This is a genomic window from Streptomyces sp. S063, assembly GCF_002832675.1.
Lineage (GTDB): Bacteria > Actinomycetota > Actinomycetes > Streptomycetales > Streptomycetaceae > Streptomyces > Streptomyces sindenensis.
This window is the reverse complement of the sequence record NZ_CP021707.1, coordinates 5,358,219-5,373,283: the sequence shown is the minus strand read 5'-3', so window position 1 is coordinate 5,373,283 and position 15,065 is coordinate 5,358,219. Positions and strand designations below refer to the sequence as shown.

Below are 15,065 nucleotides of genomic sequence, written 5' to 3'. Positions count from 1 at the left end.
GATTGGTCCAGACCTTCCTACTGTCACCGGAACACTGCGGTGAGTACGAGAGCACCCGTACTCAGGGCGGCGCAGGGTTTGCAGTCCACGAATCACCCCCGTTTGTTGGACCTCACCCGAGGAGCACCGTTGAGCACTGAAACCCCCCTACGCCGTTCCAGATTCCGATGGGTGCCCGCATTCAGCGGCAGATCCAAGGTCGTCGCGGGCCTGACCGCGCTGGTCGTCCCGCTGGCCGCGATGGTCGGACTCGCCACCCCCGCCTCGGCGGCCACGTCGGCCACCGCCACGTACACCAAGAAGTCGGACTGGGGCAGCGGCTTCGAGGGCCAGTGGACGGTGAAGAACACCGGCACCACCGCGCTCTCCTCCTGGACCATCGAGTGGGACTTCCCCTCGGGCACCGCGGCGGGCTCCGCCTGGGACGCCAACCTCACCAAGAGCGGCAACCACTACACCGCCAAGAACCTCTCCTGGAACGGGACCGTCGCGCCCGGCGCCAGCGTCAGCTTCGGTTTCAACGGCACCGGCTCCGGCTCCCCCACGGGCTGCAAGCTGAACGGCGCCTCCTGTGACGGCGGCTCCGTGCCCGGCGACAACGCGCCCTCCGCCCCCGGCAAGCCCACCGCGAGCGACATCACCGACACCTCGGTGAAGCTCAGCTGGAGCGCGGCCACCGACGACAAGGGCGTCAAGAACTACGACGTCCTGCGTGACGGCGCGAAGGTCGCCACGGTCACCGGCACCACGTACACCAACACCGGCCTGACGGCGGGCACCGACTACTCCTACGCCGTGCAGGCCCGGGACACCGCCGACCAGACCGGCCCGGTCTCCGCCTCCACCGCCGTTCGCACCACCGGTGGCGGCGGCGAGCAGCCCGGCGGCGACAAGATCAACATGGGCTACTTCACCAACTGGGGCGTCTACGGGCGCAACTACCACGTGAAGAACCTGGTGACGTCCGGCACGGCCGCGAAGATCACGCACATCAACTACGCCTTCGGCAACGTGCAGAACGGCAAGTGCACCATCGGCGACGCGTACGCCGACTACGACAAGGCGTACACCGCCGACCAGTCCGTCGACGGCGTCGCGGACACCTGGGACCAGCCGCTGCGCGGCAACTTCAACCAGCTGCGCAAGCTGAAGGCCAAGTACCCGCACATCAAGGTCCTCTGGTCGTTCGGCGGCTGGACCTGGTCCGGCGGCTTCGGCCAGGCCGTCCAGAACCCCGCGGCCTTCGCCCAGTCCTGCTACGACCTGGTCGAGGACCCGCGCTGGGCCGATGTCTTCGACGGCATCGACCTGGACTGGGAGTACCCCAACGCCTGTGGTCTGAGCTGTGACACCAGCGGCCCGGCCGCGATCAAGACCATGGCCGACGCGATGCGCGCGAAGTTCGGCGCGAACTACCTGGTCACCGCCGCCATCACCGCGGACGCCTCCGACGGCGGCAAGATCGATGCCGCGGACTACGCGGGCGCCGCCAAGTCCTTCGACTGGTACAACGTGATGACGTACGACTTCTTCGGCGCCTGGGCGAAGCAGGGCCCCACGGCCCCGCACTCCCCGCTGACCTCGTACGCCGGCATCCCGCAGCAGGGCTTCACGTCCGCCGACGCCATCGCCAAGCTGAAGGCGAAGGGCGTCCCGGCCAAGAAGCTGCTCCTCGGCATCGGCTTCTACGGCCGCGGCTGGACCGGCGTCACCCAGGCCGCCCCGGGCGGCACGGCGACCGGCGCGGCGCAGGGCACGTACGAGGCGGGCATCGAGGACTACAAGGTCCTCAAGAGCTCCTGCCCGTCGACCGGCACCATCGCCGGCACCGCGTACGCCCACTGCGGCACCAACTGGTGGAGCTACGACACCCCGGCCACCGTCGGCTCGAAGATGACCTGGGCGAAGAACCAGGGCCTGGGAGGCGCGTTCTCCTGGGAGTTCTCCGGTGACACCACCAACGGCGAGCTCGTGAGCGCGATGGCCAACGGCCTGAAGTAATCCCCACGCCGTAGCGCGAAGCACGTAAAGCACCACCCCGGAAAAGCACCGGGGAGACGGGTCCGCCCCCCGTCTCCCCGGTTTTTCGCTGCGTACGGTCGTGCGTACGGCGGGTACGGCCCGCTACGCCACGTTCACCCTCCCCCAGACTTCGTCCGGGGGGACCCCCTACCAGCGGGACTGCATATCAGGCCACATTGACCCGCTGGCCGGGCGGTGCCGCCTCCAGCCAGGCGAGGAAGCCGGTCAGCGCGTCCTCGCTCATCGCCAGCTCCAGGCGCGTCTCCCGGTGGAGACAGGCGAGCACGACGGAGTCGGACAGCAGGGCGAGCTCCTCCTCGCCCTCCGGCATCCGGCGGGCGATCACCTCGATCGCAGAACGCTCCAGGCCCCGGCGGGGGCGAGGAGCGTAGGAGAAGACCCGGAACCAGTCGACGCGGTCACCGCTGTAGCGGGCGACCCCGTACACCCAGCCTTTGCCGAGGGAGTCCGGTTCCTCGGAGACATCCCAGCGCAGACTGCAGTCGAAAGTCCCTCCGGAGCGCTGGATCAGCCGCCGGCGCAGACCGAAGACGAACAGCCCCAGCAGGACCACGATGACGACGGACAAGCCCACCCACAACGCGAGGACCATCTCCACCGACCTCCTCGCATCGTCGAGTAACGAACACCGCAACCGTATTGCACCTGCATCGCCTCAGCCGCGACACGGCTGGATCGCTCCAGCTCGGGCCGCGGCTGAGTAAAAACATCTGTCAGTGGGGGTGCTAGCGCACCGCCACCGCGCGCAGACGGATCTCGGCGCGCCGCTCGGCGGCAGCGTCGGCATCCGACTTCGCGAGCTCCAGCGCCCGCTCGGCGCGCTCGACATCGATCTCGTCGGCCAGCTCGGCGATCTCGGCCAGCAGCGACAGCTTGTCGTCCGCGAACGAGATGAATCCACCGTGCACGGCGGCGACGACGGTGCCGCCCTCGCTCGTGCGGATCGTCACCGGGCCCGATTCCAGCACACCGAGAAGCGGCTGGTGACCGGGCATGACGCCGATGTCGCCGGACGTGGTACGCGCGACGACCAGGGTGGCCTCGCCGGACCAGACACTTCGGTCCGCGGCGACCAGCTCGACATGCAGCTCAGCAGCCAAGGGTGGCTCCTCGGGTCACCACCCGGCCGCCCGGCCGGGTGTTGGGTCAATTCTACGGGGCGTGGTGAGGGGGGTGGGACCACACCCACCCCCCTCGGTGAGCCGGAGGCTCAGGAGACGCCGAGCTCCTTGGCCTTGGCCTTGAGGTCGTCCAGGCCACCGCACATGAAGAACGCCTGCTCGGGGAAGTGGTCGTACTCCCCGTCGCAGATCGCGTTGAACGCGGCGATCGACTCGTCGAGCGGGACGTCCGAACCGTCCAGGCCGGTGAACTGCTTAGCGGCGTGGGTGTTCTGCGACAGGAAGCGCTCGACGCGACGGGCACGGTGGACGACGAGCTTGTCCTCCTCGCCCAGCTCGTCGATACCGAGGATCGCGATGATGTCCTGGAGGTCCTTGTACTTCTGCAGGATCCCCTTGACGCGGCTGGCCGCGGCGTAGTGGTCCTGGGAGATGTAACGCGGGTCCAGGATGCGGGACGTGGAGTCCAGCGGGTCCACGGCCGGGTAGATGCCCTTCTCGGAGATCGGACGGGAGAGAACCGTCGTCGCGTCGAGGTGGGCGAACGTGGTGGCCGGGGCCGGGTCGGTCAGGTCGTCCGCGGGGACGTAGATCGCCTGCATCGAGGTGATCGAGTGACCACGCGTCGAGGTGATGCGCTCCTGGAGCACACCCATCTCGTCGGCCAGGGTCGGCTGGTAACCCACCGCGGACGGCATGCGGCCGAGCAGCGTGGAGACCTCGGAGCCGGCCTGCGTGAAGCGGAAGATGTTGTCGATGAAGAGCAGCACGTCCTGCTTCTGCACATCGCGGAAGTACTCCGCCATGGTCAGGGCGGACAGGGCCACGCGCAGACGCGTCCCCGGCGGCTCGTCCATCTGGCCGAAGACGAGCGCGGTCTTGTCCAGAACGCCCGACTCGGTCATCTCGTCGATGAGGTCGTTGCCCTCACGGGTGCGCTCACCGACACCGGCGAACACCGACACACCGTCGTGCAGCTTCGCCACACGCATGATCATTTCCTGGATGAGGACCGTCTTGCCGACGCCCGCACCACCGAACAGACCGATCTTTCCACCCTTGACGTACGGGGTGAGGAGGTCGACGACCTTCAGGCCGGTCTCGAACATCTCGGTCTTGGACTCGAGCTGGTCGAAGGCCGGAGCCTTGCGGTGGATCGGCCAGCGCTCGGTGATCTGCGACTCGGCCTCGGGCTCGTTCAGGATCTGACCGAGGGTGTTGAAGACCTTGCCCTTGGTCACGTCACCGACGGGGACGGTGATGCCCGTGCCCGTGTCGGTCACCGGGGCCTGGCGGACCAGACCGTCGGTGGGCTGCATCGAGATCGCGCGGACCACGCCGTCGCCCAGGTGCTGGGCCACTTCCAGGGTCAGCGTCTTGCGGGCGCCGTCCTCGGCCGGGTCGGCGACCTCGACGTGGAGGGCGTTGTAGATCTCCGGCATCGCGTCGACGGGGAACTCCACGTCGACGACCGGGCCGATGACCCGGGCGACGCGGCCCGTGGCAGCGGCCGTCTCAACAGTGGTCGTCATTACTTGTCACTCCCCGCGGTCGCGTCGGCCAGAGCACTGGCACCGCCGACGATCTCGCTGATTTCCTGGGTGATTTCGGCCTGGCGGGCCGCGTTGGCAAGCCGGGACAGGCTCTTGATGAGGTCCCCGGCGTTGTCGGTGGCCGACTTCATCGCACGGCGGCGGGCGGCGTGCTCGGAAGCGGCCGCCTGCAGCAGTGCGTTGTAGATACGGCTCTCGACGTAGCGCGGCAGAAGGGCGTCGAGGACGTCCTCGGCCGACGGCTCGAACTCGAAGAGCGGCAGGATCTCACCCTTGCGGGTGCTCTCCCCGGCCACATCGTCGAGCGAAAGCGGCAGCATCCGGGCGTCGACCGCGTTCTGCGTCATCATCGACACGAATTCCGTGAAGACGATGTGCAGCTCGTCGACGCCGCCCTCGGCCGTTTCCTTCTGGATGGCCGCGATCAACGGGGCGGCGATGCGCTTGGCATCGCTGTACGCCGGGTTGTCGGTGAAGCCGGTCCAGGAGTCCTCGACCTTGCGCTCGCGGAAGCCGTAGTACGCGACACCCTTGCGGCCGACGATGTACGTGTCGACCTCCTTGCCCTCGGAGGCAAGGCGCTCCCGCAGTCGCTCCGCGGCCTTGATGGCGTTGGAGGAGTAACCGCCGGCCAGACCGCGGTCGCTCGTGATGAGCAGGACCGCGGCCCGGGTCGGGGTCTCGACCTCGGTGGTGAGCGGGTGGTTGGCGTCGGAGCCGGTCGCCACCGCGGTCACCGCGCGGGTGAGCTCGGTCGCGTACGGCTGCGATGCCGCCACCTTGCGCTGCGCCTTGACGATGCGCGAGGCGGCGATCATCTCCATCGCCTTGGTGATCTTCTTGGTCGCGGTGACGGCTTGGATGCGGCGCTTGTAAACGCGAAGCTGAGCGCCCATCGATCAGCCCTCGCCCAGGAGCTTGCCGTCCGAGGTCTCGAACTGCTGCTTGAAGGCGGCGATCGCGTCGGCGATCGACTGCAGCGTGTCGTCGGACATCTTGCCGCCCTCGGCGATGCTGGTCAGGAGGTCCTTGCGCTCGCGGCGCAGGAACTCCAGCAGCTCAGCTTCGAAGCGACGGATGTCCTCGACCGGGACGTCGTCCATCTTGCCCGTGGTGCCGGCCCAGACGGAGACGACCTGCTCCTCCATCGGGAACGGGGCGTACTGCGGCTGCTTCAGCAGCTCGACCATGCGCTTACCGCGCTCCAGCGAGGCCTTCGAGGCCGCGTCCAGGTCGGAACCGAAGGCGGCGAACGCCTCCAGCTCGCGGTACTGGGCGAGGTCCACGCGGAGCCGGCCGGAGACCTGCTTCATGGCCTTGTGCTGGGCGGAGCCACCGACTCGGGAGACCGAGATACCGACGTTGAGCGCCGGACGCTGACCCGCGTTGAACAGGTCGGACTCCAGGAAGCACTGGCCGTCGGTGATGGAGATGACGTTGGTCGGAATGAACGCCGACACGTCGTTCGCCTTGGTCTCGACGATCGGGAGGCCCGTCATCGAACCGGCGCCCATCTCGTCGGAGAGCTTGGCGCAGCGCTCCAGCAGACGCGAGTGCAGGTAGAAGACGTCACCCGGGTAGGCCTCGCGGCCCGGCGGGCGGCGCAGCAGCAGGGACACGGCGCGGTAGGCGTCGGCCTGCTTCGAGAGGTCGTCGAAGATGATCAGGACGTGCTTGCCCTGGTACATCCAGTGCTGGCCGATGGCCGAACCGGTGTACGGCGCCAGGTACTTGAAGCCGGCCGGGTCGGACGCCGGGGCGGCGACGATGGTCGTGTACTCCAGCGCACCGGCCTCTTCGAGCGCACCACGCACGGAGGCGATGGTGGAACCCTTCTGACCGATGGCGACGTAGATGCAGCGGACCTGCTTGTTCACGTCGCCCGAGCGCCAGTTGTCGCGCTGGTTGATGATCGTGTCGACGGCCAGCGCGGTCTTACCCGTCTGACGGTCGCCGATGATCAGCTGACGCTGGCCGCGGCCGATCGGCACCATGGCGTCGACGGCCTTGTAGCCGGTCTGCATCGGCTCGTGCACCGACTTGCGGACCATGACGCCAGGGGCCTGCAGCTCGAGGGCGCGGCGGCTGTCGGTCTCGATCTCGCCGAGACCGTCGATCGGGTTGCCGAGCGGGTCGACGACGCGGCCGAGGTAGCCCTCGCCGACGCCGACGGAGAGCACCTCACCGGTGCGCTGCACCGGCTGGCCCTCCTCGATTCCGCTGAACTCGCCGAGGACGATCGCACCGATCTCGCGCTCCTCGAGGTTGAGGGCGAGACCGAGGGTGCCGTCCTCGAACTTCAGCAGCTCGTTCGCCATGGCGGAGGGCAGACCCTCCACCTTCGCGATGCCGTCGCCGGCAACGCTGACCGTACCGACCTCCTCGCGCGAGGCCGCGTCCGGCTGGTACGACTGGACAAAGTTATCCAGTGCGTCCCGGATCTCCTCCGGCCGGATCGTGAGCTCCGCCATCTGGGTTCCCTGCTCTCCTTGTTGGGCCCGAAGTTTCTTAAGGGGGTCTGGGGGCCGACCCCCAGGAATCTTCTGCAATTTCTGCACGGCCCAACCGGGCCGCTGGTCTTGCTTTGGTCTTGCTCTGTCTCAGCCGGCCATGCGACGGGTCGCATCGTCGAGACGCTCCGCGACGGTGCCGTTGATGACCTCGTCACCGACGCGCACCGAGACCCCGCCGAGGACCGAGGGGTCCACGTCCAGGTTCAGGTGCATCTCGCGGCCGTAGAGCTTCGCCAGAGCGGCGCCGAGGCGCTGCTTCTGCCGGTCGCTGAGCGGCACCGCCGAGGTGACGACGGCGACCATGCGGTTCCGGCGCTCCGCGGCGAGCTTGGACAGCGAGTCCAGCCCTGCTTCCAGGCTACGTCCACGCGGGTGGGTCACGAGGCGGACGATGATCCGCTCGGTGACCGGCTGCGCCTTGCCGCCGAGCAGGCTGCGCAGCAGCTCGCCCTTGGCGGACGCCGTGGCCGTACGGCTGGTCAGCGCGGAACGCAGCTCCGTGTCGGAGCCGACGATCCGGCCGAACCGGAACAGCTCGTCCTCGACGTCGTCGAGGCGGCCGCCGCGCTGGGCCGCGGTGAGGTCGGCGGTGTTCGCCAGCTCCTCGACCGAGTCCACCAGGTCACGGGAGTGCGACCAGCGGGACCGGACGAGTCCGGAGACCAGGTCGACGGTCTCGCCGCCGACCTGTCCGCTGAGCAGGCGCGTGGCCAGCTCGGCCTTGCTCTGGCCGCTCTGGGCCGGGTCGGTGAGAACCCGGCGCAGGGATACTTCGCGGTCGAGCAGCGAGGTGACCGAGGCCAGCTCCTCGGCGAGCTTCGCCGCGTCGACCGACGTGTTGTCGGTCAGCGCGTCGAGACGCTCGCGTGCGGCAGCCAGTGCTTCGCGGCTCGCGCCGTTCATCGGGCCGCCTCGGCCTTCGCCTCGAGCTCGTCGAGGAACCGGTCGACGGTGCCGCTCTGCCGGGCGTGGTCCTGGAGGGACTCGCCGACGAGCTTGCCGGCCAGGTCGGTGGCGAGCTTGCCCACGTCCTGACGCAGCGCCGAGGCGGCGGCCTTGCGGTCGGCCTCGATCTGGGTGTGGCCGGCGGCGATGATCTCCTCGCGCTGGCGCTGACCCTCCGCCTTCATCTCCTGGATGATGACGGCGCCCTGCTCCTGCGCCTCCTGGCGCAGACGCGCGGCCTCGTGACGGGCCTCGGCGAGCTGGGCCTTGTACTGCTCAAGAACGCTCTGCGCCTCGGTCTGAGCCGCTTCGGCCTTCTCGATGCCACCTTCGATCGCCTCGCGACGCTCGTCCAGGGCCTTGTTGATGGCCGGGAGGAGCTTCTTGTAGAACGCGAAGAAGACAATGCTGAAGCAGATCAGACCGATGACGATCTCGGGCCAGACCGGCAGCAGCGGTGACTGCGGCTCCTCGGCTGCCAGATGCAACATGGTGGACCTTTCGTCGGAAACGTATCGTCAGGTCGCCGGGACTACTTCGGGTAGATGAAGGGGGCGACGAAGCCGATCAGGGCCAGGGCCTCAATGACCGCGAAGCCGAGCAGCATGTTGCGCTGGACCAGGCCGGCCGCCTCGGGCTGGCGGGCGATGGCCTGCACACCGTTACCGAAGATGATGCCGATGCCGACGCCGGGGCCGATCGCCGCGAGGCCGTAGCCGATGGTGCCGATGTTGCCCGTGACGGCTGCGAGAGTCTCAGACATGGATCTGTGATTCCTTCTCTTGAGTGGCCGGTGGAGATAGCGTCCACCGGACGTCTAGGGGGTGTCCGGGCGGTGGCCCGGGTGTCCTCAGTGCGCTTCTTCGAGCGCCTGGGACAAGTACGTGGCGGTCAGCACGGTGAACACGTAGGCCTGAAGCGCCTGGATGAACATCTCGAAGACGGTCAGGGCCAGGGTCACGGCGAACGACGCGGTGGCGTAGACGGTGCCGAGCACGGTGCCGAGCATGTACCAGGTCGCGATCGTGAAGACCAGGATCAGGATGTGGCCGGCGAACATGTTCGCGAAGAGTCGGACCGCCAGCGTGAAGGGGCGCACGAAGATGTTCGAGACGAACTCGATCGGCGTCAGGAGCACGTAGATCGGCTTGGGCAGGCCGCTGGGTACACACAGGTTGCGGATACCGCCGACGAAGCCGTTGCTCCGGAAGGTCACCGTCATGTAGGTGGCCCACACGAGCAGGGCCAGTCCGACCGGGTACGCGATGAGCGAGCTCACCGGGAACTGTGCGATCGGAATGATCGCCCAGAGGTTCAGCATCCAGACGAAGAAGAACAGGGACACCAGCAGCGGGACGAAGGGCTCGCCCTTCTTGCCGATGATCTCCTTGGCGATGCCCCGGTGCACGAAGTCGTAGAGCGCCTCGGCGATCATCTGGAGCTTGCCCGGGATGACCTTGGGCTTGGAGAAGCCGGCCCAGAACAGAGCCAGGATGGCGAAGGTCCCGATGATCGCGAGCAGCATCGGCTTGTTGAACTCGACCGGCCCGATGGTGAAGATCGGGTCGAAGATGAACGACCACGCGCTCGGGGCTGGGAATCCGCACGAGCCCTGGAACAGGTGGCAGTCAACCTCGAAGGCGAGCGTCTGGGCGTCAGCAGTCACCAGGAGCTCCTTCTGCATGGCGCATGGATACGGCTACCTCGTTGTATCGGAGCGGCTGGCAGCCGCAGGTCGGCACCGGACTGGTTCTTACGGTGAGGAGGCGGCGGCCGGGCCCGAAGCCTCGCGATGTATCAGGCGACAGCCGTGTTGTCCGCGCCCGCAGTACCGCAACCGAGACCGGACGATAGCAGCATGTCGAACAGGGCTTTATCCCGGCCCTACTGGTCATGCTTCCCCTCGGTTCCGCCCGGGGCCTTCCCGCTCTCACCGTCGGGATCGACGTACAGGGTCTTGCTCCTGGCGTGCAGCACGGTCTGCGTGACGATCCACGTGATCACCGAGACGACCAGCGTGAGCGCGAAGACCTGGAGGTCGAAGAGAGTGGTGTTCCTGATGGCCATGATGAGGCCGAGCAGGAGCACGAGCTGGACCGAGTAGACCAGCAGTCCCATGCCCTGGAAGAGGTGCGGCATCGCCTTGGCGACCCACTGCAGCGCCAGCTGTCCGAGGGCCATGAAGCAGATGACCACCACGCAGCCCACGACGGCGCCGATCGCCCCCTTGCCGCCGACGACGAGCCCGCCGACGAGCGTGGCGATGGCTCCCACCGCGGCGGTGGGGGTGGCGATGCGCAGTACTTCGCGCATGTCGGACTGCATGGCGGCAGCTCCACTGGTCTGAGAGGAGGAATGGGGCGTCGTCATGGACGAGCGTAGGCCCGGTCCGCGGGGCGGATTACCAGGCCAATGGACCGTCTCACTAGGGTCCTTCGGCTCCGTCACCGGGTCTCGTGAACGGTATCACAAACTATTTGATGAGGTCTTTACCTGGAAAGTGTGCCAACTGTCACACATGAGAGTTAACCCGCGCGTGTGTGCACGACAAGGCGTCGCAATGTCTGCTAATGCACCGCGACTTCCGAATCGTCAACGGGAGGAATCGACGGAACGGCGTTCGGGGAAACGCGAACGAGCGCCGATCGCGGTAGCTCCGTTGACGCCGGACACCCCGACTGCCACAGGGGCCCGTTCGACGTCCTCCTCGCCCATCTGAGCGCCTGCCGCGCCCTGTTGGACCCCTGCGGCCATCGACGCCGGCTGCTCGCCCGTGGAGAGCGAGGGAGAGGATTCCTGCCCCGCACTCCGGTGGCGGTAGCGCGGCGGCACGAAACGGTTGGCCCAGTGCGGAGTACGCGGAGTGAAGCGCGGCATCAGCAGCAGGATCAGACCGACCGCGCTCGCGCCCACGATCACGAACACGATCCACATGGAGGCCGAGTGCACCGAGTAGCTGACCGTGCCGAAGGCGATGAGGGCCGACCAGAAGTACATGATCAGCACGGCCCGGCTGTGCGAGTGTCCGATCTCCAGCAGCCGGTGGTGCAGGTGGCCCCGGTCGGCGGCGAACGGCGACTGGCCGTTCCAGGTGCGCCGGACGATGGCCAGGATCAGGTCGGCGGCCGGGATCGCGATGATCGTCAGTGGCAGCAGCAGCGGGATGAAGACCGGGAACATCGCGTGGGTCGCCCCGCGCTCACTGCCCTCGAAGAAGATCCGCATGTTGTCCGGGTCGACCTGGCCCGTGATCGAGATCGCGCCGGCCGCCAGCACCAGGCCGATCAGCATCGAGCCCGAGTCGCCCATGAAGATCCGCGCCGGGTGCATGTTGTGCGGCAGGAAGCCCAGGCACATGCCCATCAGGATCGCCGCGAACAGCGTCGCGGGGGCCGCCGCCTCGATGCCGTACCCCATCCAGAGCCGGTAGGCGTACAGGAAGAACGCCGCCGAGGCGATGCACACCATGCCCGCCGCGAGCCCGTCCAGGCCGTCGACGAAGTTGACCGCGTTGATCGTGATGACGACCAGCGCCACCGTGAGGAGCGTGCCCTGCCACTGGGTGAGGGCGACCGTGCCGACGCCGGGGATCGGCAGCCACAGGATCGTGAGCCCCTGGATGACCATGACGGCGGCGGCGATCATCTGGCCGCCGAGCTTGATCAGGGCGTCGATCTCGAACTTGTCGTCGAGCACGCCGATCAGCCAGATCAGGGCGGCGCCGGAGAGCAACGCCCGTGGCTCGTTGGAGAGTTCGAAGACGCCCTTCAGATTGAACAGGTGGTCGGCGACGATCAGCCCCGCACACAGCCCGCCGAACATGGCGATCCCACCGAGCCGGGGTGTCGGCTCCCGGTGGACGTCGCGCGCGCGGATCGCGGGCATCGCCCCGATCGCGATGGCGAACTTACGCACCGGTCCGGTCAGCAGATAGGTCACCGCTGCCGTGACACAGAGCGTCAGCAGGTAATCACGCACGGGCTGCCCCACAGGTTTCGCCGGCCATCTCAGCCCCACACCCTAGTCTCTGATACAAGGACTCCACGGTACGGGTGATGGTTCCCTGCGCCTCGCCTACCCCGGATAGGGAGGATTCCGCTCCGCCAGCGCCCGGACCTCCGCCGCGATCGTGCTCACATCGGCCGGCTCCCGTACGGCCGCTCCGAACAGGGCCGCGATCCGGGCCATGTCCCCGTCGTCCATCCCCTGCGTGGTGATCGCGGCGGTGCCGAGCCGGATGCCCCGGGCGTCCCCGTACGGCAGGGCACAGGTGTCCAGGACCATACCGGCCGCCGCCAGGCGCTCCCGGGCGGTGCGGCCGTCGACGCCGAGCGGGGCCGGGTCCGCGACGACGATATGGGTGTCCGTGCCGCCCGTCGTCACCTCGAAGCCCTCCGCCTCCAGGCCGGCGGCGAGCACCCGGGCGTGGGCGACGACCTGGTGGGCGTAGAGCGTGTACGCGGGGGTGGCCGCCTCACCGAACGCGACCGCCTTCGCCGCCACCGTGTGCATCTGCGCCCCGCCCTGCGTGAACGGGAACACCGCCCGGTCGATCCGTTCGGCCAGCTCCGCGCCGCACAGGATCATGCCGCCGCGCGGCCCGCGCAGCACCTTGTGTGTGGTGGCGCAGACCACGTCGGCGTACGGAACCGGGTTGGGCGCCGCTCCCCCGGCGATCAGCCCCATCGGATGGGCGGCGTCCACGATCAGATACGCCCCGACCTCGTCGGCGATCTCCCGGAACGCCTCGTAGTCCGGGTGCCGGGGGTAGGAGATCGAGCCGCAGACGATGGCCTTGGGGCGGCGGGCGCGGGCCAGGGCGCGGAGCCGGGTGTGGTCGATGAGCCCGGTGTCCGGGTCGACCCCGTAGCCGGCGAAGTCGAACCACCGGCCGGAGAAGTTGCCCGGCGCCCCGTGGGTGAGGTGTCCGCCGTACGGGAGCCCCATCGCGAGGACCGTGTCGCCGGGGCGCAGCAGCGCGGCGTAGGCGGCGAGGACGGCGGAGGAGCCGGAGTGCGGCTGCACATTGGCGTGCTCGGCGCCGAAGAGGGCGGTGGCCCGGCGCACCGCGACGCGTTCGGCGGCGTCCGCGTACTCGCAGCCCCCGTGGTGGCGGGCGCCCGGGTACCCCTCGGCGTACTTGTTGGCGAGCGGGGAGCCGAGGGCGGCGAGGACCGCGGGCGAGGTGAAGTTCTCGGCGGCGATCAGCTGGAGGGTGCCCGCCTGCCGGTCCCGCTCCGCGAGCAGGATCCCGGCTATCTCCGGATCCTGGCTCAGCAGCGGGCCGAAGTCCTGGGGCAGGGAGTCGGGGCGCTCGGGTGCGGGCGGCGCGGCCGCGGGTGCGGCGGGAGAGGTGACCGGCATGGGACGGCTCCGGGCCTGGAGGTGGGTGCGCCGGCGAGGAGTGCCGGTGTCAGCTCCAACGTACGCCGGGGCGGGGCGCCGTGCCCGCTGTCGTGGGGTGCCGTACGCCGGTCGGCGCACCGGCGGACGGCACGGGACGCCCGGGCCGTCCGGTGGGGCTGCCTCCGCACGGCTGCCGGCGCGGGGGGCACGGGCTGCCCGGTGGGGGGCGTACACGTCGGCGTACGGCGGCGCGTGCGCGCCCGTCAGTGCGGGGCGCGTACGCCGGTGAGCGCGGTGACGACCGGGTCGAGGGCCTGGTTGATCTCGTCGCCGATGGAGCGGAAGAAGGTGATGGGCGCGCCGTAGGGGTCGAAGACCTCGTCCGCCTCGGCGGTCGGGGCCAGCAGCCAGCCGCGCAGGGCCGCGGCGGCGCGCACCAGGGCGCGGGCGCGCTCGACGACGCCCTCGTCGCGCGGGTCGGGCAGGGTGGCCGGGTCTATCGCCCGGACCAGCCGGGTGAACTCCTTGAGCGTGAAGGTGGCCGGCGGAGTGGCCCATGGAGATGACCTGGGCGCGGTGGTCGCGGGTGGCGGTGAGGACCAGGTCGGCGCGGATGACGTGCTCGTCGAGCAGTTCGCGGCCGACGAAGCCGCTGGCGTCCGCGCCGAAGTCGGCGAGGACGACCTCGGCGTTGGCCTCCATGGGGGCGCCCTCATGGCCCCAGGTGCCCGCGCTCTCCACGATGAGGCCGCCGCTGAGCGGGTCCCCGAGGCGGTCCACCAGGGCATGGCGGGTCAGCCGCTCGGTGATGGGCGAGCGGCAGACGTTGCCGGTGCTGACGTGGAGGATGCGGAAGGTGTCGGTCCGCCCTGCTATGCCACGCCCCTCGGGGGCGGTCAATTGGCCACCTCGAGGTCGGGGACCACCTTGCGCAGCTCCTCCGCGGAGAGGGCGCCGGCGCGCAGCAGGACCGGGGTGGCGCCGGTGACGTCGACGATGGAGGACGGCACGATGCCGGGCGTCGGGCCGCCGTCGAGGTAGACGGAGACGGAGTCGCCGAGCATGCCCTGGGCGGCGTCGCAGTCCTCGGGCGAGGGGTGCCCGGTGAGGTTGGCGCTGGAGACGGCCATCGGGCCGACCTCGGTCAGCAGCTCGATGGCGACCGGGTGCAGCGGCATCCGGATGGCGACGGTGCCCCGGGTGTCGCCGAGGTCCCACTGGAGGGAGGGCTGGTGCCGGGCGACGAGGGTGAGGGCGCCGGGCCAGAAGGCGTCGACGAGCTCCCAGGCCTCCTCGGAGAAGTCGGTGACCAGGCCGTGCAGGGTGTTCGGGGAGCCGATGAGGACGGGGGTGGGCATGTTGCGGCCCCGGCCCTTGGCGTCCAGCAGGTCCGCGACGGCCTCCGAGGTGAAGGCGTCCGCACCGATCCCGTACACGGTGTCGGTGGGCAGCACGACCAGTTCGCCCCGGCGGACGGCCGATGCGGCCTCGCGCAGCCCGGTGGTCCGGTCGGTGGCGTCGTTGCAGTCGTATCGCCGAGCCAT

General features: G+C 69.1%; 14 protein-coding genes and 1 pseudogene. 1 reads left to right on the top strand and 14 read right to left on the bottom strand.

The annotated features are described in order from the left end of the window. Positions 1-129: 129 nt before the first annotated feature. Positions 130-2,001: a glycoside hydrolase family 18 chitinase gene (locus CCZ36_RS24955; RefSeq protein ID WP_069738913.1), complete on the top strand. Its 1,872-nt coding sequence runs from the start codon at positions 130-132 to the stop codon at positions 1,999-2,001. A gap of 187 nt (positions 2,002-2,188) precedes the next feature. Here CCZ36_RS24955 and CCZ36_RS24950 read toward each other — a convergent pair whose 3' ends face one another. The 14 genes and pseudogenes from CCZ36_RS24950 to CCZ36_RS24885 all read right to left on the bottom strand — a co-directional run bounded on the left by CCZ36_RS24950 (position 2,189) and on the right by CCZ36_RS24885 (position 15,065). Next, positions 2,189-2,635 carry a DUF2550 domain-containing protein gene (locus CCZ36_RS24950; RefSeq protein WP_069738945.1) on the bottom strand — a complete coding sequence of 149 codons (447 nt, stop codon included), beginning with the start codon at positions 2,633-2,635 and terminating at the stop codon, positions 2,189-2,191. 133 nt (positions 2,636-2,768) lie between these two features. Then, complete coding sequence (locus CCZ36_RS24945; protein ID WP_006127594.1) at positions 2,769-3,143, bottom strand: F0F1 ATP synthase subunit epsilon; 375 nt, start codon at positions 3,141-3,143, stop codon at positions 2,769-2,771. 110 nt (positions 3,144-3,253) lie between these two features. Further along, positions 3,254-4,696 carry a F0F1 ATP synthase subunit beta gene (gene atpD / locus CCZ36_RS24940; RefSeq protein WP_069738914.1) on the bottom strand — a complete coding sequence of 481 codons (1,443 nt, stop codon included), beginning with the start codon at positions 4,694-4,696 and terminating at the stop codon, positions 3,254-3,256. After that, positions 4,696-5,613 carry a F0F1 ATP synthase subunit gamma gene (locus CCZ36_RS24935; protein ID WP_069738915.1) on the bottom strand — a complete coding sequence of 306 codons (918 nt, stop codon included), beginning with the start codon at positions 5,611-5,613 and terminating at the stop codon, positions 4,696-4,698. The genes atpD and CCZ36_RS24935 overlap by 1 nt, the downstream gene beginning before the upstream one ends. A 3-nt stretch (positions 5,614-5,616) precedes the next feature. Beyond that, positions 5,617-7,188, bottom strand: a complete 1,572-nt coding sequence (gene atpA / locus CCZ36_RS24930) for a F0F1 ATP synthase subunit alpha (protein ID WP_069738916.1) — start codon at positions 7,186-7,188, stop codon at positions 5,617-5,619. A gap of 129 nt (positions 7,189-7,317) precedes the next feature. Continuing rightward, positions 7,318-8,133: a F0F1 ATP synthase subunit delta gene (locus CCZ36_RS24925; protein ID WP_128818603.1), complete on the bottom strand. Its 816-nt coding sequence runs from the start codon at positions 8,131-8,133 to the stop codon at positions 7,318-7,320. Further along, the gene (locus CCZ36_RS24920; RefSeq protein ID WP_010060169.1) at positions 8,130-8,666 is read right to left on the bottom strand and encodes a F0F1 ATP synthase subunit B; all 537 of its coding nucleotides are present in this window, start codon (positions 8,664-8,666) and stop codon (positions 8,130-8,132) included. The genes CCZ36_RS24925 and CCZ36_RS24920 overlap by 4 nt, the downstream gene beginning before the upstream one ends. A 41-nt stretch (positions 8,667-8,707) precedes the next feature. Then, positions 8,708-8,938, bottom strand: coding sequence for an ATP synthase F0 subunit C (gene atpE, locus CCZ36_RS24915; protein ID WP_128818602.1), 231 nt, complete (start codon positions 8,936-8,938; stop codon positions 8,708-8,710). Positions 8,939-9,025: 87 nt separating this feature from the next. Continuing rightward, complete coding sequence (atpB, locus tag CCZ36_RS24910) at positions 9,026-9,859, bottom strand: F0F1 ATP synthase subunit A (protein ID WP_128818601.1); 834 nt, start codon at positions 9,857-9,859, stop codon at positions 9,026-9,028. A 200-nt stretch (positions 9,860-10,059) separates the two neighbouring features. Continuing rightward, entirely contained in the window at positions 10,060-10,500 is a 441-nt protein-coding gene (locus CCZ36_RS24905) for a hypothetical protein (protein ID WP_069738920.1), read from the bottom strand. Positions 10,501-10,767: 267 nt separating this feature from the next. Next, positions 10,768-12,165, bottom strand: a complete 1,398-nt coding sequence (locus CCZ36_RS24900; RefSeq protein ID WP_206515768.1) for an MraY family glycosyltransferase — start codon at positions 12,163-12,165, stop codon at positions 10,768-10,770. An 84-nt stretch (positions 12,166-12,249) separates the two neighbouring features. After that, a complete protein-coding gene (gene glyA / locus CCZ36_RS24895; RefSeq protein ID WP_128818599.1) occupies positions 12,250-13,539 on the bottom strand; it encodes a serine hydroxymethyltransferase in 1,290 nt (429 codons plus the stop codon). A 245-nt stretch (positions 13,540-13,784) separates the two neighbouring features. Then, positions 13,785-14,421: pseudogene (locus CCZ36_RS24890) on the bottom strand (arsenate reductase/protein-tyrosine-phosphatase family protein). After that, the gene (locus tag CCZ36_RS24885) at positions 14,418-15,065 is read right to left on the bottom strand and encodes an L-threonylcarbamoyladenylate synthase (RefSeq protein WP_032763084.1); all 648 of its coding nucleotides are present in this window, start codon (positions 15,063-15,065) and stop codon (positions 14,418-14,420) included. Before CCZ36_RS24885 ends, CCZ36_RS24890 begins: the two are co-directional and overlap by 4 nt.